18 protein-coding genes, 1 tRNA gene and 4 pseudogenes are annotated in these 21579 nt (G+C 70.3%); 15 read left to right on the forward strand and 8 right to left on the reverse strand.

What is annotated here, in order from left to right:
• Positions 1-65: 65 nt before the first annotated feature.
• Positions 66-329, reverse strand: coding sequence for a GlsB/YeaQ/YmgE family stress response membrane protein (locus tag CBP52_RS10470; protein ID WP_094180895.1), 264 nt, complete (start codon positions 327-329; stop codon positions 66-68).
• Between the two features lie 522 nt (positions 330-851).
• Here CBP52_RS10470 and CBP52_RS10480 point away from each other — a divergent pair.
• The 10 genes and pseudogenes from CBP52_RS10480 to CBP52_RS10535 form a co-directional block, all read left to right on the forward strand.
• Positions 852-1187, forward strand: coding sequence for a hypothetical protein (locus CBP52_RS10480; RefSeq protein WP_094180897.1), 336 nt, complete (start codon positions 852-854; stop codon positions 1185-1187).
• On the forward strand, positions 1184-1486 hold the full coding sequence (locus CBP52_RS10485) for a hypothetical protein (RefSeq protein WP_094180898.1): 303 nt from the start codon (positions 1184-1186) through the stop codon (positions 1484-1486). Before CBP52_RS10480 ends, CBP52_RS10485 begins: the two co-directional genes overlap by 4 nt.
• Before the next feature lie 286 nt (positions 1487-1772).
• Positions 1773-4820 carry a glycoside hydrolase family 2 TIM barrel-domain containing protein gene (locus CBP52_RS10490; protein WP_094180899.1) on the forward strand — a complete coding sequence of 1016 codons (3048 nt, stop codon included), beginning with the start codon at positions 1773-1775 and terminating at the stop codon, positions 4818-4820.
• Positions 4821-5277: 457 nt separating this feature from the next.
• A pseudogene (locus CBP52_RS10495) lies at positions 5278-6497 on the forward strand (IS3 family transposase); the annotation flags it as partial.
• A gap of 94 nt (positions 6498-6591) precedes the next feature.
• Entirely contained in the window at positions 6592-7938 is a 1347-nt protein-coding gene (locus CBP52_RS10500; RefSeq protein WP_232514423.1) for an IS30 family transposase, read from the forward strand.
• Between the two features lie 497 nt (positions 7939-8435).
• The gene (locus tag CBP52_RS10510) at positions 8436-8777 is read left to right on the forward strand and encodes a helix-turn-helix transcriptional regulator (protein WP_094180900.1); all 342 of its coding nucleotides are present in this window, start codon (positions 8436-8438) and stop codon (positions 8775-8777) included.
• Positions 8764-10008 carry a type II toxin-antitoxin system HipA family toxin gene (locus tag CBP52_RS10515; protein ID WP_094180901.1) on the forward strand — a complete coding sequence of 415 codons (1245 nt, stop codon included), beginning with the start codon at positions 8764-8766 and terminating at the stop codon, positions 10006-10008. The genes CBP52_RS10510 and CBP52_RS10515 overlap by 14 nt, the downstream gene beginning before the upstream one ends.
• 95 nt (positions 10009-10103) lie before the next feature.
• The gene (locus CBP52_RS17925; RefSeq protein ID WP_198303432.1) at positions 10104-10448 is read left to right on the forward strand and encodes a transposase; all 345 of its coding nucleotides are present in this window, start codon (positions 10104-10106) and stop codon (positions 10446-10448) included.
• Positions 10445-11353 carry a DDE-type integrase/transposase/recombinase gene (locus CBP52_RS18240; RefSeq protein ID WP_232514443.1) on the forward strand — a complete coding sequence of 303 codons (909 nt, stop codon included), beginning with the start codon at positions 10445-10447 and terminating at the stop codon, positions 11351-11353. The genes CBP52_RS17925 and CBP52_RS18240 overlap by 4 nt, the downstream gene beginning before the upstream one ends.
• Positions 11238-11975: pseudogene (locus CBP52_RS10535) on the forward strand (IS30 family transposase); the annotation flags it as partial. The gene CBP52_RS18240 and the pseudogene CBP52_RS10535, both read left to right, overlap by 116 nt.
• A 44-nt stretch (positions 11976-12019) precedes the next feature.
• On the opposite strand, the gene istB reads toward CBP52_RS10535, so the two are convergent.
• Both istB and istA read right to left on the reverse strand, forming a co-directional pair.
• Positions 12020-12778 (reverse strand): IS21-like element helper ATPase IstB, encoded by a 759-nt coding sequence (gene istB, locus CBP52_RS10540; RefSeq protein WP_094180903.1) that lies wholly within the window; start codon positions 12776-12778, stop codon positions 12020-12022.
• Complete coding sequence (istA, locus tag CBP52_RS10545; protein WP_094180904.1) at positions 12775-14025, reverse strand: IS21 family transposase; 1251 nt, start codon at positions 14023-14025, stop codon at positions 12775-12777. Before istA ends, istB begins: the two co-directional genes overlap by 4 nt.
• Positions 14026-14098: 73 nt before the next feature.
• Here istA and CBP52_RS10550 point away from each other — a divergent pair.
• From CBP52_RS10550 to CBP52_RS10560, 3 genes and pseudogenes are all read left to right on the forward strand, one after another.
• Positions 14099-14575, forward strand: a pseudogene (locus CBP52_RS10550) (IS30 family transposase); the annotation flags it as partial.
• A 4-nt stretch (positions 14576-14579) separates the two neighbouring features.
• A pseudogene (locus CBP52_RS10555) lies at positions 14580-14873 on the forward strand (integrase core domain-containing protein); the annotation flags it as partial.
• 147 nt (positions 14874-15020) lie between these two features.
• Entirely contained in the window at positions 15021-16190 is a 1170-nt protein-coding gene (locus CBP52_RS10560; RefSeq protein ID WP_094180905.1) for a protein kinase family protein, read from the forward strand.
• Positions 16191-16550: 360 nt separating this feature from the next.
• Here the strand turns inward: CBP52_RS10560 and CBP52_RS10570 are convergent, their stop codons facing one another.
• The gene (locus CBP52_RS10570; protein ID WP_157732576.1) at positions 16551-17282 is read right to left on the reverse strand and encodes a DUF6308 family protein; all 732 of its coding nucleotides are present in this window, start codon (positions 17280-17282) and stop codon (positions 16551-16553) included.
• Positions 17283-17363: 81 nt separating this feature from the next.
• Here CBP52_RS10570 and CBP52_RS10575 point away from each other — a divergent pair, with 81 nt between their 5' ends.
• On the forward strand, positions 17364-18092 hold the full coding sequence (locus tag CBP52_RS10575; RefSeq protein WP_094180908.1) for a hypothetical protein: 729 nt from the start codon (positions 17364-17366) through the stop codon (positions 18090-18092).
• Between the two features lie 181 nt (positions 18093-18273).
• On the opposite strand, the gene CBP52_RS10580 is transcribed toward CBP52_RS10575, so the two are convergent.
• Positions 18274-18346: transfer RNA gene (locus CBP52_RS10580), tRNA-Lys, on the reverse strand.
• A gap of 139 nt (positions 18347-18485) precedes the next feature.
• The gene (locus CBP52_RS10585; protein WP_094180909.1) at positions 18486-18941 is read right to left on the reverse strand and encodes a potassium channel family protein; all 456 of its coding nucleotides are present in this window, start codon (positions 18939-18941) and stop codon (positions 18486-18488) included.
• Positions 18942-19073: 132 nt separating this feature from the next.
• Here CBP52_RS10585 and CBP52_RS10590 point away from each other — a divergent pair, with 132 nt between their 5' ends.
• Positions 19074-19892 (forward strand): hypothetical protein, encoded by an 819-nt coding sequence (locus tag CBP52_RS10590; protein WP_094180910.1) that lies wholly within the window; start codon positions 19074-19076, stop codon positions 19890-19892.
• A gap of 32 nt (positions 19893-19924) precedes the next feature.
• Here the strand turns inward: CBP52_RS10590 and CBP52_RS10595 are convergent, their stop codons facing one another.
• Entirely contained in the window at positions 19925-20674 is a 750-nt protein-coding gene (locus CBP52_RS10595; protein WP_094180911.1) for a YoaK family protein, read from the reverse strand.
• Positions 20674-21324: a FadR/GntR family transcriptional regulator gene (locus CBP52_RS10600; RefSeq protein ID WP_232514444.1), complete on the reverse strand. Its 651-nt coding sequence runs from the start codon at positions 21322-21324 to the stop codon at positions 20674-20676. The genes CBP52_RS10595 and CBP52_RS10600 overlap by 1 nt, the downstream gene beginning before the upstream one ends.
• Positions 21325-21579: the final 255 nt, after the last annotated feature.

Below are 21579 nucleotides of genomic sequence, written 5' to 3' on the forward strand. Positions count from 1 at the left end.
GGGACCTACGGTCCTCGGGGCTCTCCCGTGCCCGCCCTCACCGGGCGGGTCTCACCACGCCGGTGTCAGCGGCGGCCACGCATGTTCGCGGCGATCGAGACACCGATCACCGCGAGAACGATCTGGATGATGAGCTCGATCCAGTCGATGCCGTCGGTGTCCTTGACGCCCAGCAGCCCGGCGATGAGGGAGCCGATCAGCGCGGCGACGATCCCGACGACGATCGTGAGCCAGATCGGGATGTCCTGCTTGCCCCGAGCGAACAGTCGCCCGAGCGCCCCGATGATCAGGCCGATGATGATCGCGGAGATGATCCCGGAAATGGTCATGTCAACCTCCAGATGAGCGAAGACCTCTCGGTCCGACACCCGGAATCTAGGTCCCCCGGTCGAAGCGCGCCCGTCGAGAGCTCACCGCCCCCCGTGCGGGTGACGCGCCCCGGCACACGCCAGGGCGACTGTTCTCCACCGTCCTCGTCCCGGCCGACAGCACCACGACCGCCTGACCCACTCTCACGCGCGGCGGGCCGCCAACCGCTCCACCAGGCGGTACCGGCTGCTCTCGTGCTCCACCAGGTCGAGCCCGGCCTCCGCGAGCCGCAGCAACACGCTCCGCGACCCACCGCCGCGCGGGCGCCAGCAGGCGCGGCTCGAGCCACGCCGTCGCACGGTCGTACGTCGCCGCCTGCCCGTCCCAGTAGTCCCGCCCGTCCACCCGGCCTCCCGTCGCCGCCCCCAGCACATCACGACGACGCCCGGTTCGTCCGGGTCGGCGCCTCGAACGCGCATCGACACGGTGCCAGTACGGCCACACCGCACCCGACCTGCGACTCCACCTCCTACCGTGCCCCCATGACCACGGACCGGGCAGGGCGGCGGTGGCGCGCGGCGGCGGTCGTCGCGACGCTCCTCGTCGGCGCCGGTGCGACCCTGGCGACCACTCCCCCGCGCGAGGGCTGCCCCCACCCGCCCGCCGACGGCGAGGTCAGCGCGTTCTACGGGCCGCAGGAGCACGAGGGCGGGAAGGGCTGGACCGCAGGCTCGTGGTCGTTCGACGTCGACGGCCGCACCGTCCCCGCCCACGTGAGCGTCTACGCCCCCGGCTGCACCGCGGCCGACGACGCCGACGTCACGGTCTCGGTCGAGCTCGGCTTCGAGGGCGCGCGGTCTCCGCACGCGCGACCATGACGAACACCGCGCGGTCCGACGACCACGTGCGGGGCGACCTCGTCCTGCACCCCGTCGCCCTCACGGGCCTCGTCGTGCTGCTGCTCAACGACCACGTCCTGAAGGCCGCCGCGCCCGGGGTCGTGACCGGCAAGCTCTCGGACCTCGCGGGGATGGCGTTCTTCCCGTTCCTCCTGCTCGCCGCTCGCGACGTCCTGCTGCGACGTCCGCCGACTGCCCGGTCGGCCTGGGTCGCCGCGGTCGTCACGGCGTCCACGTTCGCCGCGGTCAAGCTCTCGGACCCCGCGCGCGACGTGTAGGCCACCGTCGTTCACCGGCTCCGCTACCCGGCCGACGCGCTGCTCACGGGCGCCGACTCCCCCGTCCCGGTCGTCATCCAGCCCGACCCCGGCGACGTGGTGACGGTCGTCGCGTCCGCCGCCGTCGTGCTCGTCGTGACCCGCACGCGTTCACGTCGAGCCCCGTCGCGCGCACACGCGTGCGACAGCACGCCTCCCCGCCCGGCCCCGTTACCCTCGGCCTGAACGGCGGGCTCGGCCAGGCCGGGCGCCGACGCGCTGGCCTCATGGAAGGATCGGTCACGGCATGACCGGATATCTCACCGATCGCGGACCGGGCACCGGAGCGCGGCGCCGCCCGCGCTCCTGGCTGCACACCGACGCCCCGACCCTGTCGCTGGGCGGCGACTGGCGCTTCCGGCTGCTGCCCGGCGCACCGGGGCAGCCAGGTGGGCACGGCGTCCTCCCCGCGGGCGAGGGCATCGAGGACGTCGCCCTCGAGTCGTTCGACGACAGCGCCTGGGACACCATCCCCGTGCCGTCGCACTGGGTGCTGCCCGCGGGCGGACCCCACGGCGCGCCGATCTACACCAACGTGCAGTACCCGTTCCCGCTCGACCCGCCGCACGTGCCCGACGAGAACCCGACTGGTGACTACCGCCGCAGCTTCGAGGTCCCGGACGAGTGGTCCGACGCCGAGGCGGTGGTGCTGCGCTTCGAGGGCGTCGAGTCCCGGTACAAGGTGTGGGTCAACGGCACCGAGATCGGCGTCGGGTCCGGCAGCCGACTCGCCCAGGAGCTCGACGTGACCGCGGCCGTGCGGCCCGGTACCAACGTCCTCGTCGTGCGCGTGCACCAGTGGTCCGCGGCGAGCTACCTCGAGGACCAGGACCAGTGGTGGCTGCCCGGGATCTTCCGCGACGTCACGCTGCAGGCGCGCCCGGTCGGCGGCATCGAGGACGTGTGGCTGCGGGCGGGCGTCGAGCCGGACGGCTCGGGTCTCGTCACGGCGGAGCTGACCGCGGCCGACGAGTCGTACCCGATCACCCTGCGGGTCCCCGAGCTCGGCGTCGACGTCGAGTGGTCGTCGCCCGCGGACGTCGCACCGGTGCGCGTGGACGCCGTCGAGCCGTGGTCGGCCGAGGTCCCCCGGCTGTACGGCGCGACCGTGTCGAGCGCCGCCGAGACTCTCTCGCTGCGCCTCGGCTTCCGCACCGTGCGCATCGACGGCGACCGGTTCCTCGTGAACGGCGAACGGGTCGTGTTCCACGGGGTCAACCGGCACGAGACCCACCCCGACCGCGGACGCGTCTTCGACGAGGAGTGGGCGCGCGAGGACCTCGCCCTGATGAAGCGGTTCAACGTGAACGCGATCCGCACCAGCCACGCCCCGCCGCACCCGCGCCTGCTCGACCTCGCCGACGAGCTCGGCTTCTGGGTGATCCTCGAGTGCGACCTGGAGACGCACGGCTTCGAGCGCGTCGGCTGGGCGGGCAACCCGAGCGACGACCCGGCGTGGCGAGACGCGTACCTCGACCGGATCGAACGCACCGTCGAGCGGGACAAGAACCACCCGTCGGTGGTGATCTGGTCGCTCGGCAACGAGTCCGGCACGGGCCAGAACCTGGCCGCGATGGCCTCCTGGGTGCACGCCCGCGACCCCGAGCGCCCGGTGCACTACGAGGGCGACCACACCGGCGCCTACACCGACGTGTACTCGCGCATGTACTCCTCGGTGCCGGAGACCGCCGCGATCGGCAGCGACGGCCCGCGCTCGCTGCTGCTCGGGTGCACCGCAGCGGAGTCGGCCCGCCAGCGCACCAAGCCGTTCCTGCTGTGCGAGTACGTGCACGCGATGGGCAACGGTCCCGGGGCGATCGACCAGTACGAGGACCTCGTCTGGCAGCACCCGCGGCTGCACGGCGGGTTCGTCTGGGAGTGGCGTGAGCACGGCGTGCGCACGCGCGCCGCCGACGGCACGGAGTTCTTCGGCTACGGCGGGGACTTCGGCGAGGTCGTGCACGACGGCAACTTCGTGATGGACGGCATGGTCCTGCCCGACTCGACCCCGACGCCCGGCCTGTTCGAGTACAAGCAGGTGGTGGCGCCCGTGCGTCTGGCCGTGATCGGCCGTTCCGACGACGCGAGCGGCCTGGCGCTGACTGTGACGAACCGCCGGCACGCCGCCGACACGAGCGACCTGGTCCTGCGCTGGCGGGTCGAGGCCGACGGCGTCCCGACCGCGACCGGCGTGCTCGACGCCGTCGTCGCCGCCGGTGCGACCGCGACCGTCCCGCTCCCCGAGCTCGCCGTGCCGACCACCGGCGAGGTCTGGCTGACCGTCGAGGCCGAGCTGCGCGAGGCGACCCCCTGGGCGCCCGCGGGGCACGGCATCGTATTCACGCAGCACGCCCTCACCCCCCGGCGTGCAGGCCTCACCGCGCCACGGCTCGTGATGCCCGCGCAGGTGGCGGCCGCACCCGCCGAGCTCCTCACCCTCGGGCCCGCCGAGTTCGCGCACGGTCGCCTGGTACGCCTCGCGGGCCAGCCGGTGTCCGGGCCGCGGCTCGAGCTGTGGCGAGGCCCGACCGACAACGACCGCGGCCAGGGCGGCGGCTCGTACGACCTGGCCGACCCCTGGGAGAACAACGGCAACGGCGTGCCCGCGCCCCCCTACGACCAGATCTGGCGCGCGGCGGGCCTCGACCGCCTCACCGCCCGGGTCGAGCTCGTCCGCACCACGCGCGAGACGGTGCACCTCCGGCGCCGCTGGTCCGCTGCGGACCAGGCAGCCACGGTCGTCACCGACGAGCGATGGCACCTGGTGGACGACGAACTGTGGCTGCGCGCCGAGATCGAGCCCAGCCGGGGCTGGGACATGGTCTGGCCCCGGATCGGCCTGCGCCTGGACCTGCCGGGCGACGTCGACGGCGCGTCCTGGTTCGGCACCGGGCCGCGCGAGTCCTACCCGGACAGCCGCCACGCCGCCCGGGTCGGCCGGTTCGCGGCGGCGATCGACGACCTCACGGAGCGCTACTCCAGACCTCAGGAGAGCGGCCACCGCAGCGACCTGCGCACACTCACGCTCACGCGTGGCGGAGCCGCGTGGCTCCAGGTGGACGCCGCGGCCGACACCAGCGGCCGCAGGCCCGGTTTCACGCTCACCCGGCACACCGCGCAGCAGCTCGACGCGGCGCGTCACCCGCACGAGCTGCCCGACACCGGCCGCACGTACCTCTACCTCGACGCCGCCCAGAACGGGCTCGGCTCCCGGGCCTGCGGTCCCGACGTGTGGCCCGACCACCTTCTGCGGCCGCAGACCCGCACGCTCACCCTGCGCTTGCGCCACGCCTGACGTCGCCAGCGGGCGGTGCGCTCACCCTCCCGGGCGGTTCCACCCGCAGCGGTCATCGATCGCGGTGAGAGCGACTCTGAGTCGTGACTCGAAACAAAGGACAGGAAAAACCCGAGGTCAGGTGGACCTCCGTAGAGAGTTCGAGAACCCTTGCTCGGCCTTGAAAACGGTGGCTTCTCGGAGGTCGCGGGGAGTCTACCGACGGGATCGGAGGCCGCTGGAGCCGTCCGTGGTGGATTTGCGAGGGCGGCTGGTGCGCGCAGTTGGGATGACTCAAACCCTTCTGAACCCGACGCAGGTGGACGAGCTGGCGGCCCTCTACGAGGCGGGCGCGACACTGGTGGAACTGGGTGAACGGTTCGGCGTGCACCGTCGCACGGCGGCCGCGGGGCTTGACCCCGGTTCTTGGACACGCTGAATCCAGCATCTGCTGGGGAAGCGAGATGATTCAGGAACCATGGCCAGGAAGAACTACTCCGAGGAGTTCCGTCGTCAGGCTGTCGACTTGTACGAGTCCATCCCGGGCGCCACGGTCCGCGGCATCGCCGAGGATCTCGGCATTGTGCGCGGCACGCTGCGGCACTGGCTCGAGGTCTACGGGACCGGCAAGAAGACCGCCGCTGACGGGACGTTGACCTCCAGCCCGCTGCAGTCCAAGACGTCCCCGGCGAGGTCGTCCGCGCCGGCCGGGGAGACGCCGGAGCAGAAGATCGCCCGGCTCGAGGCCAGGGTGAACGAGCTCGAGGTCGAGACCACCAAGCTCACGACCGAGCGGGAGATCCTGCAGCGGGCGGCCAAGTATTTCGCCGGGGAGACGCGCTGGTGAGTCGCTTCCAGTTCGTCGCCGACAACTCCACCACCTTCGAGGTGAAGCGACTGTGCGAGCTCGTCGAGATCGAGCGCTCGTCCTACTACGCCTGGCTCAAGGCGGCCCCTGCCCGCGGAGCCAAGGCGGCCGCGGACGCCGCGCTGGCCGAGCGGATCAGGGCCATTCATGCCGTCGACAACACCCAGGGCGCGCCGCGGATCACCGTCGAGCTCAACGCTCAGCTCGGCGACAGCGGTCCTGGCGGTGAGCGGGTGAACCACAAGCGCGTCGCGCGGGTGATGCGGGTCGAGGGCATCCGGGGCTATGTGAAGAAGCGCCGGGCGCGGACCACGATCCCCGAGCCGTCGGGACAGAAGTACCCCGACCTGGTCAACCGCGACTTCACCGCCGAGCGCCCCAACGAGCGCTACGTCGGGGACATCACCTACCTCCCGATCGCGGACGGCACGAACCTGTACCTGGCGACCGTGATCGACTGCTACAGCCGACGGCTCGTCGGCTGGGCGATCGCCGACCACATGCGCACCGAGCTGGTCGAGGACGCCCTGAAGGCCGCCGCCGCAACCCGGGGCAGCCTCAAGGGCGCCGTGTTCCACAGCGACCACGGGTCGGTCTACTGCTCCAAGGCCTACGCCAAGCTGTGCCGCAAGCTCGGTCTCACCCAGTCCATGGGCGCCGTCGGCTCCTCGGCCGACAACGCACTGGCGGAATCGTTCAACGCCACGATCAAGCGCGAGGTCCTCCAAGACGCCGCCTGCTGGCCCGACGAGCTGACCTGCCGCCGACAGGTCTTCACGTGGCTCGTCCGCTACAACACCCGCCGCCGTCACTCCTGGTGCGGCTACCTGGGCGGACTCAACCGGTCGTCGCAACACCTCGTGATCACGGAGGTGTCAGGTGGTGCGACGGCAGCAGCAGGCGGACCGGGCGTTGCGACCGGCGATGCGTTCACCGGGGCGGCCGATTCCCGCTCGGCATGTGGAGCGGGAGTTCTGGCGGTTGATCGCGGCGGGCAAGAGTTCCGAGGAGGCCGCGGCCGGGGTTGGTGTGTCGTGGCCGGTCGGGTCGCGGTGGTTTCGTCACGCTGGCGGGATGGCGCCGTTGCCGCTGGCCGAGCCGACCGGCCGCTACCTGTCGTTCCACGAGCGCGAGGAGCTCGCACTTCTCAAAGCGCGCGGGCTTGGTGTTCGCGCGATCGCCCGCGAGCTGGGGCGTGATCCGGGGACGATCTCGCGGGAGCTGCGACGCAACGCGGCGACCCGGGGCGGCAAGCCCGAGTACCGGGCGACGGTCGCGCAGTGGAAGGCGCAGACCGCCGCCCGGCGCCCCAAGCCAGCCAAGCTCGTCATCAACGCTCGTCTGCAGGAGTACGTCCAGGTCCGGCTGAGCGGCCAGTTGCGCCGACCGGACGGGACGCTGGCGGCAGGGCCGGCGACGACCTGGAAGGGCCTGAACAAGCCGCACCGCAGCGACCGGCGGTGGGCGACGGCCTGGAGCCCGGAGCAGATCTCGCGGCGGCTGGTCATCGACTTCCCCGACGATGAGGACATGCGCATCAGCCACGAGGCGATCTACCAGGCGCTCTACATCCAGGGACGCGGGGCGCTGCAGCGCGAGCTGGTGGCCTGCCTGCGGACCGGCCGGGCGCTGCGCAAGCCCCGGGAGCGGGCCCGCAACAGGCCCCAGGGGCACGTCACGGCTGACGTCGTCCTGGCCGAGCGGCCCGCCGAGGCCGAGGACCGGGCAGTGCCCGGGCACTGGGAGGGCGACTTGATGATCGGGCTGAACCGGTCCGCGATCGGCACCGTCGTGGAACGCACGAGCCGCTACACCCTGCTGGTCCACCTGCCACGTCTCGAGGGCTACGGGACAGTCCCACCGGTCAAGAACGGGCCCGCGCTTGGCGGCTACGGCGCCATCGCGATGAAGGACGCCCTGACCGCGACGATGACCACGATGCCGTCCGAGCTGTTGCGGTCGTTGACTTGGGACCGCGGCAAGGAGCTGTCCGCCCACGCGCAGTTCACGATCGACACCGGGATCGCCGTCTACTTCGCCGACCCGCACTCACCCTGGCAGCGCGGCACGAACGAGAACACCAACGGGCTGCTGCGCCAGTACTTCCCCAAGGGCACCGACCTGTCCCGCTGGCCGGCCGAGGACCTCCTGGCCGTCCAGGCCGCGATCAACAGCAGACCCCGCAAGGTCCTCGGCTGGAGAACACCGGCCGAGGTCCTCGATGAGCAGCTACGGTCGCTCCAACGGGCAGGTGTTGCATCGACCGGTTGAACCCAGTCTGTCCCCCTCCAACTACGAGGCCCGCCGGGCCACTACGCTGCCCACCGCTGCGTAATCACACCCCGTGTCCAAGATCCGGGGGTAGGGCCCCGCCCACCTTGTCCGCCGGTCAGTCCCGATCCGCACGCGAGGCCTGGATGAACGGCACCTCGCCGAAGCGGGCGAGTTGTACTCCGAAGGCTTGACGCTCATGGAGGTGGGGTTGCGCTTTGGTGTCAGCCAGCAGACGGTGCGCCGTGCGCTTGCGGCCGAGGGGGTCGCGATCCGCCCGAGTGGTCGTCGTGTTCAAGCGGCGACCTGATGTGCGCCAGGCCTTCTCCTGCATGAGCGCTTGACGCGTGCGTGAAGGCGCCCTGGGGGCCTCGGCCTCAGGTCGGAGGGGCGCCCGGCAGACCGGGTCCGCACCGCGGAGACACTTCACGAGCCGACGTCACTGCTATGATAAAACATCTCTAGAGGCGTCTGGATATGTTTTAAGGAGGTCTGTGATGGCGAAGCGCACTGTCCCGTTGCGACCGCACGTGCAGGACGCCCTCAGCGTGTGGGGACAGCTCATCAGGCGCGGTCGGCTCGACCGCGCCTGGACGGCCAAGGATCTCGCGGCCCGCGCGAACGTCTCGGAGCAGACCGTCCTCTCCGCAGAGGCCGGCCACCGTGGCACCGCCGTCGGCACGATGATGGATCTGGCCGACCTCGTCGGCATCCCCCTCTTCGGTATCGAAGACCGCTCCGAGATCGCAATCCGTCGTCGACGCGGCGAGGAGATGCTCGCTCTGCTCCCAAGCCGTGTTCGCCGGTCGAAGGCAGGAACCATCGATGACGACTTCTGAGGATCTCTATGTCTGGACGTGGCTGCCAGGCCAGACCGAGCCCGTCCTGGCCGGGAGGGTGGACCAGGCTGGGCCGCTCTTCACTTTCATCTACGCGCTGAGGTACCGATCGAGGCCGGATGCCATCAGTCTGTTCGCGCCGGAGCTTCCGCTGCGCCCCGGCATCCAGGAGCCGGCAGATGGATTGACCATAGCGGGCGTCCTCAGGGACGGGAGTCCCGACAGGTGGGGGCGGGGTGTCATCGAACGCCGACGAGGTGCCACACCGAACTCCCTCAGCGAAATCGACTACATGCTGAGTTCCAGCTCGAATCGCTTCGGAGCACTGGACTTCCAAGCCAGTCGCGAGACCTACGTTCCGCGGGATGACTCGGCGACCCTCGATGAGCTGCACAAGGCAGCCATCATCCTCGACGAGGGCGGCGAACTATCGGCGGGCCTCGACGCCGCGCTGATACATGGCACAAGCCTGGGAGGCGCACGGCCGAAGGCGACCCTCACCAGTGACGATGGGAGCCAGTGGCTCGCGAAGTTCGCGTCATCAGACGATCGCGTGTTCTCAGTGGTGAACGCCGAAGGCGCGATGCTTGAGCTTGCGCGCAGGGCGGGTATCAACGTTCCTGAGAGCAAGGTCGTGTCGTCTCTTGGTAAAGAGGTTCTTCTTGTCCGGCGGTTCGACCGAGATGCCACAGGAGGACGGCGCCACGTGGTATCCGGTCTGACGATGGCGCAGACCGACGAGATGTACGCGCGGTACGTGTCCTACCCGCAGATCCTCGATGTGCTTCGTCTGTACGCGAAGGATGCGGCTCAGCCCGGGCCTGAGCTTTTCCGGCGCATCGCGATGAACATCGCCATCAGCAACAACGATGACCACGCCCGGAATCACGCCGCATTCTGGGACGGGAGGCACCTGGAGCTGACCCCTGCCTACGACCTCGCGCCCGGGCAAAGGTCCGGAGACACATTCGAGCAGGCGATGGCTTTCGGGCGAGGCGACCACGGCGCGAAGGTGTCCAACTTTGCGGCCCTGGTACGCGAGTCGGAGACCTACGGGCTCAGCGCGGCACAAGCTCGGGACATCATCGACCATCTCGTGTCTGCCATCAGCGACAACTGGAACGACGCTGCAGAGGTCGCGCGCTTGAGCGCCGCAGACAAGAAGAGCCTTCGCGAGAGGCAGATTCTGCCGAGGGCAGCCTTCTTCGACTATGAAGATGCACCGCTCTGACGAGCCAACCGTCGCCATACGGCCAACGCGTCATGCTGCACGGATAGGTGACACCTGATCTGGCTTGCCTTGCGGCGGCCGGGGAGGATGTTGCCGTGCCCAAGCCCTACCCTCGCGAGTTCCGTGACGACGTGGTTCGTGTGGCCCGCAACCGTGAGCCCGGTGTCAGCGTGGAGCAGATCGCCAAGGACTTCGGGGTCCACCCGATGACCTTGTTCAAGTGGATGCGACAGGCCGACGTCGACGACGGCGCGCGGCCCGGAACCAGCCGGGTCGAGGGCGTTGAGCTGCGCGAGGCGCGCAAGCGGATCCGGCTGCTGGAGCAGGAGAACGAGGTCCTGCGCCGCGCGGCGGCCTACCTGTCCCAGGCGAACCTGCCGGGAAAAGGCTCTACCCGCTCGCGAGTGAGCTCGCCGGCGACGGGATCCCCGTCGCGGTGACGTGCCGGGTCCTCAAGCTCGCCAGACAGCCCTACTACCGGTGGCTGGCCAACCCCGTCACCCCCGCCGAACTGACGCAGGCGTACCGGGCGAACGCGCTGTTCGACGCTCACCGCGACGACCCGGAGTTCGGCTACCGATACCTGGCCGAGGAGGCCCACGACGCCGGCCAGGTCATGTCCACCCGGACCGCGTGGCGGATCTGCGCGGACAACCAGTGGTGGAGCGTGTTCGGCAAGAAGAAGGCCCGCGGCAAGGGCACGAAGGTCGGTCCACCGGTCCATGACGACCTGGTCGGGCGGGTCTTCACCGCGACCGCGGCGAACCGGCTGTGGCTGACCGACCTGACCGAGCACCGGACCGCTGAGGGCAAGCTGTACCTCTGTGCGATCAAGGACGTGTTCTCTGGCCGCATCGTGGGGTACTCGATCGACTCGCGGATGAAGTCCCGGATCGCCGTCACCGCACTGGAGAACGCCATCGCCCGGCGCGGTGACGTGGCCGGGTGCGTGGTGCATTCGGACCGCGGCAGCCAAGGCGGACTCAACCGGTCGTCGCAACACCTCGTGATCACGGAGGTGTCAGGTGGTGCGACGGCAGCAGCAGGCGGACCGGGCGTTGCGACCGGCGATGCGTTCACCGGGGCGGCCGATTCCCGCTCGGCATGTGGAGCGGGAGTTCTGGCGGTTGATCGCGGCGGGCAAGAGTTCCGAGGAGGCCGCGGCCGGGGTTGGTGTGTCGTGGCCGGTCGGGTCGCGGTGGTTTCGTCACGCTGGCGGGATGGCGCCGTTGCCGCTGGCCGAGCCGACCGGCCGCTACCTGTCGTTCCACGAGCGCGAGGAGCTCGCACTTCTCAAAGCGCGCGGGCTTGGTGTTCGCGCGATCGCCCGCGAGCTGGGGCGTGATCCGGGGACGATCTCGCGGGAGCTGCGACGCAACGCGGCGACCCGGGGCGGCAAGCCCGAGTACCGGGCGACGGTCGCGCAGTGGAAGGCGCAGACCGCCGCCCGGCGCCCCAAGCCAGCCAAGCTCGTCATCAACGCTCGTCTGCAGGAGTACGTCCAGGTCCGGCTGAGCGGCCAGTTGCGCCGACCGGACGGGACGCTGGCGGCAGGGCCGGCGACGACCTGGAAGGGCCTGAACAAGCCGCACCGCAGCGACCGGCGGTGGGCGACGGCCTGGAGCCCGGAGCAGATCTCGCGGCGGCTGGTCATCGACTTCCCCGACGATGAGGACATGCGCATCAGCCACGAGGCGATCTACCAGGCGCTCTACATCCAGGGACGCGGGGCGCTGCAGCGCGAGCTGGTGGCCTGCCTGCGGACCGGCCGGGCGCTGCGCAAGCCCCGGGAGCGGGCCCGCAACAGGCCCCAGGGGCACGTCACGGCTGACGTCGTCCTGGCCGAGCGGCCCGCCGAGGCCGAGGACCGGGCAGTGCCCGGGCACTGGGAGGGCGACTTGATGATCGGGCTGAACCGGTCCGCGATCGGCACCGTCGTGGAACGTGTCAACGCCGGGCGAATCTTGACCCCCTGGTGCTGGTTGAACTTTGACCCCCCTGATGGTCTTGACTACTTGGTCTTGCGGTGGGCGCGTGTGCGGTAGGAGTCACCGTCCAGGGGGATGACGTGGGCGTGATGGACGAGGCGGTCGATGGTCGCGGCTGCGACGACGTCGTCGCCGAGGGTCTCGCCCCAGCGGGAGAAGGGCAGGTTCGAGGTCACGATCACGGACCCGGTCTCGTAGCGGGACGCGATGAGCTGGAAGAACAGGGCGGCTGCGGCTGGGTCGAACGGCAGGTAGCCGACCTCGTCGATGATCAGTAGCCGGTAGCGGTTCAGGCGGCGTAGCTCGCGCTCGAGGTTGCCGCGCTCGTGGGCGTCGCTCAGGCGGGTCAGCCAGCCGTTCGCGGAGTCGAACGCGACGGGGAACGCGGCTTCGGCGGCTTTGATGCCCATCGCGATCGCGAGGTGGGTCTTGCCGGTCCCGGGTGGCCCGAGCAGCACGACGTTCTCTCGGCGTGCCACGAACGTGGTCGTGGCCAGGTGCGCGATCACGTCCCGGGGTGCGGCCGGCAGGTGTTCGAAGGTGAAGTCCTCCAGGGTCTTGACTGCGGGGAAGTGCGCGGCCGAGATCCGCATCCGGGTGCCGTTCGCGGTTCGGGAGGCGACCTGGCGGCCCAGGACGGCGGCGAGGTATTCCTCGTGGGTCCAGCCCTCGGTGCGGGCCTGGTCGCCGAGGGTCGCGAACGTGTCGGCGATCACGGGGGTCTTGAGCTCACGGGCGCAGAACGTGATCTGCCCGGCGGTGTCCTTGCCGGTGGCGCTCACCGCACGACCTGCAGGTTCGGGCGCGGGGCGGGGACGGGCAACGCGAACATCTCGTCGTAGTCGCTCAACTCCCGCAAGCCCACGTCCGTCGCGGTGACGGGGCCGCGGGTCGCGGCGCAGCGGTCCTTGAACGCGGTCCGCAGCTCAGCGGCGGCGGCGACGTGCGCGGGGTCGGTGATGACCTGCCGGGACGCCCAGGACCGGGCGTGGTCGGCCACGACCTGCCCCGCGCACGTGACCATGACCCGGTCCAGCCCGGGATGGATGTCCACGAACCGGCCGATGACCTGCGGGTCCACCGAGTAGTCGTTGCCCGCGACCCGCACGTAGTAGTCCCGCGCCAGGCGCACCCGCAGCGGTGGGGCGCTCGTCGGCGCGACCGGTGGCAGGGCCCCCATCGCGGCGAGGTCCGCGCCGAGCAGGTCGACCGGGCGGGCGCCGGTGGCCCGCACCTTGCGCTCGTTCGCGCGCGGCAGCCACGCCGCGAGCTGGGCGTTGAAGTCGACGCCGCCGGTGAACGAGCGCCCGGGCATGAACGAGGTCTGCAAGTACTGGTTGGCTCGCTCGACGACGCCCTTGGCCTCCGGGTCCCGGGCCGCGGTCTGATAGATCCGCGTCCCCAACGTCCCGGCGAACGTCCGGGCGGGCAACGTCAGGCGCTTGTGCTGACCGATGCCCGCCTCGTTGTCCCAGACCAGCGTCTTGGGCACCGCACCCAGACCGGCCAGCAGCTGCCACATCCCGGCCAGCAGGTCCCCCGACAGCCGCGAGGGCAGCATGACCGCCATCACGAACCGGGAGTACGCCGCGACCATCGTCAGCACCGGCGGCGCGATCCACGCCCCGGCCCCGTCGGGGATCACCTTGGCCGGGAACCACAGGTCGCACTGCACGATATGCCCGGCCGCATACGTCGTGCGGTCGGCGGGGTCCGCGCCGCGGAACAACGGGCGCAGCAACGCGACCCGGGCCCGCAGCACCGAAGACGAGCCCGTCCACCCGACCCGCTCACCGATCACCGTCGCGGGCATGTCCGGGAACTGCCCGAGCAACTCCCGGATCGCCGGCTCGAACGCATCGACCGCCGAACCCGCAGGCTTGCGGTGGTACTTCGGCGGCTCGTGCGCGGCCAACGCGACCCGCACCGTGTTCCGCGCGATACCCAACCGGCGCGCGATCGTCTTGATCCCCAACCCCTCAGCTCGATGCAGCCGACGGATCTCAGCCCAGTCCTCCACAGTGATCACTCCTCCACTCTTCAGCGAAGGGGGGTCAACATTCGCTCGGCGCCAGGGGGTCAGTCTTCACGCGGCATCGACAGAACGCACGAGCCGCTACACCCTGCTGGTCCACCTGCCACGTCTCGAGGGCTACGGGACAGTCCCACCGGTCAAGAACGGGCCCGCGCTTGGCGGCTACGGCGCCATCGCGATGAAGGACGCCCTGACCGCGACGATGACCACGATGCCGTCCGAGCTGTTGCGGTCGTTGACTTGGGACCGCGGCAAGGAGCTGTCCGCCCACGCGCAGTTCACGATCGACACCGGGATCGCCGTCTACTTCGCCGACCCGCACTCACCCTGGCAGCGCGGCACGAACGAGAACACCAACGGGCTGCTGCGCCAGTACTTCCCCAAGGGCACCGACCTGTCCCGCTGGCCGGCCGAGGACCTCCTGGCCGTCCAGGCCGCGATCAACAGCAGACCCCGCAAGGTCCTCGGCTGGAGAACACCGGCCGAGGTCCTCGATGAGCAGCTACGGTCGCTCCAACGGGCAGGTGTTGCATCGACCGGTTGAACCCAGTCAATTTCGATCAAGGAAGTTCGTCCGCGCTCTGCACCGCCACGACCTGGTCGGATCGATGGGCCGGGTCGGCGCCGCCGGGGACAACGCCGCCATGGAGAGCTTCTTCTCGCTGTTGCAGAAGAACGTCCTGGACCGCCGCTCCTGGACCACGCGCGAGGAACTCCGCATCGCGATCGTCACCTGGATCGAGCGCACCTACCACCGCAGGCGCCGGCAGGACCGCCTGGGCCGGTTGACCCCCATCGAGTACGAGATCATCATGACCGCACCGGCCGCCCAGGCCGCGTGACTACCCGCTGTCACCAATCCGTGCAGCAGACCCCCCGTCGACCCGTCCGGGCTCCTCGATCGTGCGCTTGTCATCCAAAGCCGCCTGCGATGTCGGGCTGCGATGCGATCATGACGAGGAGCGACGCCTGAGTGAGCGGGGGATGCGGTGACCGACCCGATGGAGCTGATGCTGGCCGACCTTCGGGAGAAGTACGAGGCCCTGCCGACTGCGCGGAGCTTTGCCCGCTTGTACGACGACCCCGAGTGGGGCCACATGTTCGCAGTTCTCCACAAGCGGCTGAACGACCACTTCACTGCTATCAATGGCCGCGCGAAGTCCACGCATCACTACTGGGCAGACAACAGCCGGGACTTGCTGACGCTCATAGACGACATCGAGGCCGAACTTCACCTTCTGAATCGTTCTGGCCGTGAGGTCGAGTTGATCGGCCCGTATGAAGACGCGCTGGAACGGTGCCGGCCCTGGCTATCGCCGAGCGGCGGAAGTCACGTGCCGGACGACTTCGATCCAATTCGAGTCGTCACCTACGACCCGGTCTTCGTTTACGCAGCGTCCAACATCAGGCTTGAGAAGCAGCCGAAGCCGGTGCCACTCAAGATGGTGGGGAGCGGTTCCTATGCCCACGTGTACTCATACCTTGATCCCGACTACGGCATCCAGTTCGCGGTGAAGCGAGCGAAGAGGGGTCTTGGTGGGCGGGACCTTGAGCGGTTCAAGCAGGAGTATGAGGTCCTTAAGGGCTTGAGCTACCCGTACGTGGTGGAGGTCTACAGGTACGACGCGACGCTCAATGAGTACCGGATGGAGTACTGCGACACGACGCTGCGTGAGTACGTCAGCCGGAAAAACTCGACTCTGTCCTTCGCCGCTCGGAAGCGCATCGCCCTGCAGTTCCTGTACGGCATCAACTTCCTACATCACCAGGGCCTCCTGCACCGCGACATCAGCCTTCAGAACGTGCTTGTGAAGGTGTTCGACGCTGGCGCCGTGCTGGTTAAGCTCTCGGACTTCGGCCTCGTCAAGGATCAGTCGAAAGAGTTCACGCGGACGCAGACCGAGATGAAGGGTACGCTCGTCGACCCGATGCTGGAGTCCTTCAAGGACTACGCGGTCGTTAACGAGGTGTACACGATTGCCTGGGTCCTTGCGTACATCTTCAAGGGCCGAGAGTCTCTGCCGCCGGCCAGCGATGACGTGGGAAGGATTATCCACAAGTGCGCGATCAACGACCTGGGGCTTCGTTATCAGACCGTCGCTGAAGTAATTGCAGATGTGGAGCGGCTGGAAGCGCCGTCGGTGCAGCCAACGGCCTAGGACTCGCAGACCGCGCGACGCCGTTCGCCATCCAGTCGGTCGATGGGCCGCTGTTGGCTGCTCAGCAGTCTGCCCGCAGGGCACCGCCGACCCCTGCCGCACCTCGGGAGGCTCGCCGTATCGTCGTTGCATGGAGCAGACCGTCACCCCCACCGAGCTGGCGCGCGAGCTCGGCGTCAGTGCGCGGCGCATCCGCCACTGGCCGAGGGAGCAGGGGTGGCAGAGCATCCCCTACGCGCGCTGGCAGCTCTCGGCAGACCAGGCGGCTCAGGTCCGGAGTCGCTTCGGGTCCGAGCCGCTGAGGAAGGCGAGCCGCGCAGCCTCGGCGCGACGTCCAGGGGTCGGGCAACGCTGGGCTGGCTAGTCCGTCCAGACCGTGTGGGTCCACAGCGCCGCATCGAGCAGCCTCAGGGGTGACTCGTCGATCACGACGGCGCGCTCGCCCGCGGCCGCCAGCACCCGGGCGGGCAGGAGTGCGAGTTCCTGCGCGACATCAGGACTCCGCACGAGTTCGCGGAACACGAGCCAGTCCAGCCGGAAGTCCTTCAGCCCCAAGACCCCCAAGAAGGCGCACACGTTCCGATCCCGAACTGGGAACAGATGCGGGCGCTTGCGCGCACACACCTTGCTTGCCGTGACCCACGGATTCGGGTCCTTGGCGGCCGGCGAGGAGAGCGCGCCCTTCACCCAGCGATAGAACTCCTCCATCGAGATGAGAACCTCCGCGCCGGCGTCGGCGAGGTTGATCTCGGGCAGGTTGCCCAGCACCGCGACCGCGCGATCTCGATCGGGCGACGGGTTCAGCAGTCGTCTTGTCGCTCCCGGTCCCACGTCGACACTGAGCAGCGACGTGGCGTGCAGGTCGGTGGCAGTGATGGCGCTCGGCTGGACCGGCGGGAGGGTCGCGAAGCTGGCGCCCGCGTAGTTGCCGTCCACCGCATAGTAGGAGACGAGCCTCTGAACCGCCCCGGCCCGCGACTCCCCCGAGAGTGCCTCGAGTGCCTGGGCGATCGCTTGGTACCGGACGGCGGCGTCGAGCGCCGGCCAGTCATCGGGCACGTCGTGGCGCTGGGGCGAGGCGGGCGCGTTCATGGCGCAAGCGTCCCCGCGGCCGGGGTGAGGCGGTGCCGCTGATCGGGTGAACTGTCGGCGGGCGGTGGGACGGTCATCGCTGTGACGTCCCTCCACTTCGACGGCCCCATGGTCGCGGGTGGCTTGTCGTACAGCGTCGACGAACTGCTCGTGTCCCCGGGTCCACCCTCGCTGTCGAGGGGCGTCGAGTGGATCGACCAGGTGACCGGCGGGGTTGCACCCGGTTCCGTCTGGACGGTCCTGGGTGCGACGGGCGTCGGGGTGACGACTCTCGCCACGAGGCTCGCGACCGCAGCTGGAGCGAGCGGCACTGTGATCCTCGCCAACGGCCACGTCCCGAGCCGCTCCCTGGCGCGACAGGCGCAGCAGATCGCAGGCCGCGTCGGCCAGACCGAACCTCAGGCCTCGCTGGCAATGCCTCGTCTGGCTTCGTGGCTTCCGCTCCCGAACCTCGGCGACAACTCCTGGGACGGTGACTGCGAGCGCGCCGACGTGGTTGTACTCGACACGTGGGACGAGATGTGGCGCCCCGAGCACTGGAGCCACACCCGAGAGCAGCGGCTGGCCGGCGTCCGGTGGCTACGTGAGGTGGCACGCAACAACCACACAGCGCTCGTGCTCACGTGCCGACTGCCACACGGCTCCTCGGGTGCACCGCGCCCGGACGTGCACTGGGCCGTCGAACCGTTCGACGACGTCGCTGACGTGAGCATGTGGCTGGACTGGTCGGACGACAGGTCTCCGTGGCGCGAGTTGACCGTGCGGGTGCGGGGAGGGCGCTCCGCACGGAACCGTCTCCTAAGCGGGTGAAGCACCGACCTCGCGAAGGCGAGCCCCCTTCTGGTGCCGCCGACTCCCAGCGTCCGGCCATGCGCGGACGGCCGTTGCGATCCAAGTGCGGACTAGATGCGGACTAGCAGCCCAGATGGTCGCCCAGCGGGACCTCCTACCGAGCCCCCAATAGCGGCCCTGACCTGCGCAGACACCTCAGTGGGCCCCGTGGGGATCGAACCCACAACCCGCGGATTAAAAGTCCGCTGCTCTGCCAGTTGAGCTAGAGGCCCCGGTCGACGACTCGGAGTACGGACAGCACCTTGTCGATGCCCGACGGCTGGCACCGCCCCACCGCGTCTGCGCCCTGACGATACGGCACGCGCCGACCACGCTGGCGGAGGAGATGGGGGCTCGCGATGCCGCCCGACCCTATGGGCGTTGTTCGTGCTCGACCGCCCGTCGCAGGGCCTCGAGCTCGGCGGTGATCGCGGCGAGCTGCTCCATGATCTGCGCTGTCGGGGCGTCGGTGACGCCGGCCTCCAGGCGCTCGTGACGGGCGCGCTCGACGAAGCTGGACGTGATCGCGGCGGTGACGATCGCGATGAACGCGATGGCCTCGAGCATGAAGATCGCGCCGAGCACCTTGCCGATGCCGTTCGAGGGGATCACGTCCCCGTAACCGACGGTGGTCACCGTCTGCAGCGCCCACCACATCGCGGTGCCGAGGTCGTCGAAGTCCTCGGGCGCGAGGACACGGACCAGGACGCCGCCGAGGATGACGCTCGCGGCGGTCGCGGTGACGATGACCGCCATGGCGCTGCGTATGGACAGCGGGGTGCGGTGGAAGGTGGCGAAGCGGCGTTCGAGCAAGTGCATCCGCGGCATGTCGGCACTCTTCGCCGGTCGTCGAGGGCCCGCAACGCCCGCCGCGGGTACCTCGGCCGACGCGGGGCGGTGCCGCGCGGCGGTCGCGGAAGACCGCACGCCGGGCCCACAACGGCGGATACGGTCTGACCCGTGAACGGAGAGCTGGCGAACGTGATCGCCCTGGCGCTGCACGGATCGGCCTGGCTCGCGGACCCGTCGGGTCCGCCGCCGGAGCTGGAGCGGACGAGCTCGACGTTCCAGTTCGTCGGCGCGTTCCAGGTCGAGCCGCCGCCGCGGCGGTGGAAGCGCGACGCGACGATGGACGGGGCGACGTGGTTCCGCTGGTTGCGGGAGCAGGGGGTCGAGCGGCTGTGGCTGGCGACCCCCGACCGGGTGCGCGGGCCACTCGCACCGCACGTCGGTGCGGCGTTCGCCAACGGCGGCCAGTGGGCTGTGCTGGCGACGGGCCGCCGCTCCAGCGTGTGGGTGCCGCGCTGGGAGGTGGGGGACGCCCACCGGGCGGACCGCCGGATCTGGGACGTGCGGCTGGTCGGCTCGTGGGCGGAGGGGGTGGCACCCCCGCAGCGGGCCCCGGTCGGCACCGCTCTTGCGGGCCTGACGACCGTCCTGGAGGCGGCGGAGGCGCTGGCGCGTGAGCAGGACCTCGACTCGTGGGCCACGTGGTTCGCGGGAGCTCTCGAGCAGGCCCGGTCGGGTCACGCCGAGATCCCCTACCACGCGGACATGGCGCCGTGCCCGCCGGTCACGCCCGAGGCCCGACACCTCCTCGGCGTGGCCGCGCGGTCGTGGGTGTTCGGTGGCATGGGCTCGTGGAACGACGTCTGGATGCAGGACGACGAGGCGCAGGCCCGGTACGACGCCGTGACGGGTGCTCTGTATCGCGCGGTGGTCGACGCCTGCGTCGTCGCGACGAACGCCGACCTCGACCGGTCCGCAGCGGCGCGCTGAGCCGGAGACGCGCGGAGGCAGGTCCGGTCGTGTCAGGGGCCGACGAGCGCTTCGTCGGCCCGCGCGCTCGTCGGGACGTCGGCACTGCCGCGCGGACGCCGCCGCTGGTCGCGCCGGGCGACGAGGAGCGCGGCGACACCGGCGGTGAACAGGACACCGGAGGCGGCGAGCGCGACGGGCCCGTCGGCCGCGCGCAGCACGGCCGCGCCGATGGCGGCACCCACGCCCATGGACAGGACCGCGAGCGACCGGTCACGCCACTGGCCCGGGGTCTGCCGCCCGCCGCCGAGGCGGCTCTCGCGGGAGACGTTGGCGAGCGTGCTGGTGACGACGACGGTCGTGATGTCGGTGTTCCCGACGGGCTTCACGGCGGCGACCTGCGCGCCCATGAGCGCGGCGAGGACCGCGGTGAGCACGGCCTGACCGGTCGGCGTCAGGTCGCCCACCACGAGCCACACGACGACGAGCACGGCGATCAGCGCGGCGCCACCCCCGAGCAGCCACGCGCTGCGGACGGGCAGCCCGACGGGGTGCCCGCGGCGCACGAGACGTCCGCCGAGGATCGAGCCGACGACGAACCCGACGAGCGCGAGCGCGTTGTTGAGCAGCGGCATGTCGGGCACGCCGACGAGCGCGAACGCGAGGAACAGCACGTTGCCGGTCATGTTGCCGGTGAACACGCCGTCGAGCGCGAGGTAGCTGACGGCGTCGATGGCGCCGGTCGCGGCGGTGAGCAGGAGCAGGCCGGTGGTGAACAGACCGGCGGTGGTGGCGCGCCGCATCAGGTCTCCTTGAGCAGCGTGTGGATGTCGGTGAGGTGCTCGCGCATCGCGGCGGTGGCGGCCTCGGCGTCGTGCGCGGCGACGGCGGCGTAGATCGCGCGGTGCCCGGCGAGCGAGTGCGCGCGGCCGGCCTTGGTGGCGTGGGAGCGGCGGCGCACGGGCAGCGTCCACTCGGTCATGAGGCCGTGCAGCGTGACGAGCAGGGGGTTGCGGGCGGCCTGCGCGAGCAGCAGGTGGAACTCGAGGTCGACCTCGACGGAGCGCGCGGCGGTCAGGGGCGGCTCGGACGCTGCGAGCACGTCCTGGAGCTGGAGCAGGTTCGCGGGCGTGGCGCGGCGAGCGGCGAGCCCGGCGACGGAGGGTTCCACGACGAGGCGCAGCTCGGCGGCGTCGGCGTTCTCGGCGCCGCCCAGAGCGGCGGCGGTGAGCTCCTGCAGGTCGCGCTGCTCGGCGGAGGGTTCGACGACGACGGTGCCCCTCCCGGGGCGGCGCTCGATGAGGTGCTTCGACTCGAGCTCGAACATCGCCTCGCGCAGCGTGGCGCGGGAGACGGCGAGCTGCTCGGCGAGCTCGCGCTCGCCGGGGAGGCGCTGGCCGGGGGCGAGCTCGCCGGTGGCGATGAGCCGCTCGAGGTGGGCGGCCAGAGTCACGGAGATGGTCGGCGACCTGCGGGCGAGCGGTGGGACGGGCGTCGGCACGGGTGCTCCTGAAGGGTGTGCGTCGTGCGTCGCAGCGGATCTGCGTGGGCGGCACGGTAGCAGCATCTCGGTCAGATGGTCTGACCAATGTTTCGCTCTGGGTCGGTCGCGTAAACAGTGCGTTACCGCGTCCGAACTGTCTGGATCGTGCCGACGACCTGGGGCTACGTTCCTGCTCCATCGGTCAGACCAGCCGACCGACGACAC

Source organism: Cellulomonas sp. PSBB021 (assembly GCF_002240455.1).
GTDB lineage: Bacteria > Actinomycetota > Actinomycetes > Actinomycetales > Cellulomonadaceae > Cellulomonas > Cellulomonas uda.

Excerpts from the sequence above, each read along its gene's own strand:
- CBP52_RS10490 (WP_094180899.1), top strand. The coding sequence starts at position 1,773 with ATGACCGGATATCTCACCGATCGCGGACCGGGCACCGGAGCGCGGCGC.
- CBP52_RS10480 (WP_094180897.1), top strand. The coding sequence starts at position 852 with ATGACCACGGACCGGGCAGGGCGGCGGTGGCGCGCGGCGGCGGTCGTC.
- CBP52_RS10510 (WP_094180900.1), top strand. The coding sequence starts at position 8,436 with ATGGCGAAGCGCACTGTCCCGTTGCGACCGCACGTGCAGGACGCCCTC.
- CBP52_RS10470 (WP_094180895.1), bottom strand. The coding sequence starts at position 329 with ATGACCATTTCCGGGATCATCTCCGCGATCATCATCGGCCTGATCATC.
- CBP52_RS10570 (WP_157732576.1), bottom strand. The coding sequence starts at position 17,282 with ATGAACGCGCCCGCCTCGCCCCAGCGCCACGACGTGCCCGATGACTGG.
- CBP52_RS10485 (WP_094180898.1), top strand. The coding sequence starts at position 1,184 with ATGACGAACACCGCGCGGTCCGACGACCACGTGCGGGGCGACCTCGTC.
- CBP52_RS10585 (WP_094180909.1), bottom strand. The coding sequence starts at position 18,941 with ATGCCGCGGATGCACTTGCTCGAACGCCGCTTCGCCACCTTCCACCGC.
- CBP52_RS10595 (WP_094180911.1), bottom strand. The coding sequence starts at position 20,674 with ATGCGGCGCGCCACCACCGCCGGTCTGTTCACCACCGGCCTGCTCCTG.
- CBP52_RS10515 (WP_094180901.1), top strand. The coding sequence starts at position 8,764 with ATGACGACTTCTGAGGATCTCTATGTCTGGACGTGGCTGCCAGGCCAG.
- CBP52_RS10500 (WP_232514423.1), top strand. The coding sequence starts at position 6,592 with ATGCGTTCACCGGGGCGGCCGATTCCCGCTCGGCATGTGGAGCGGGAG.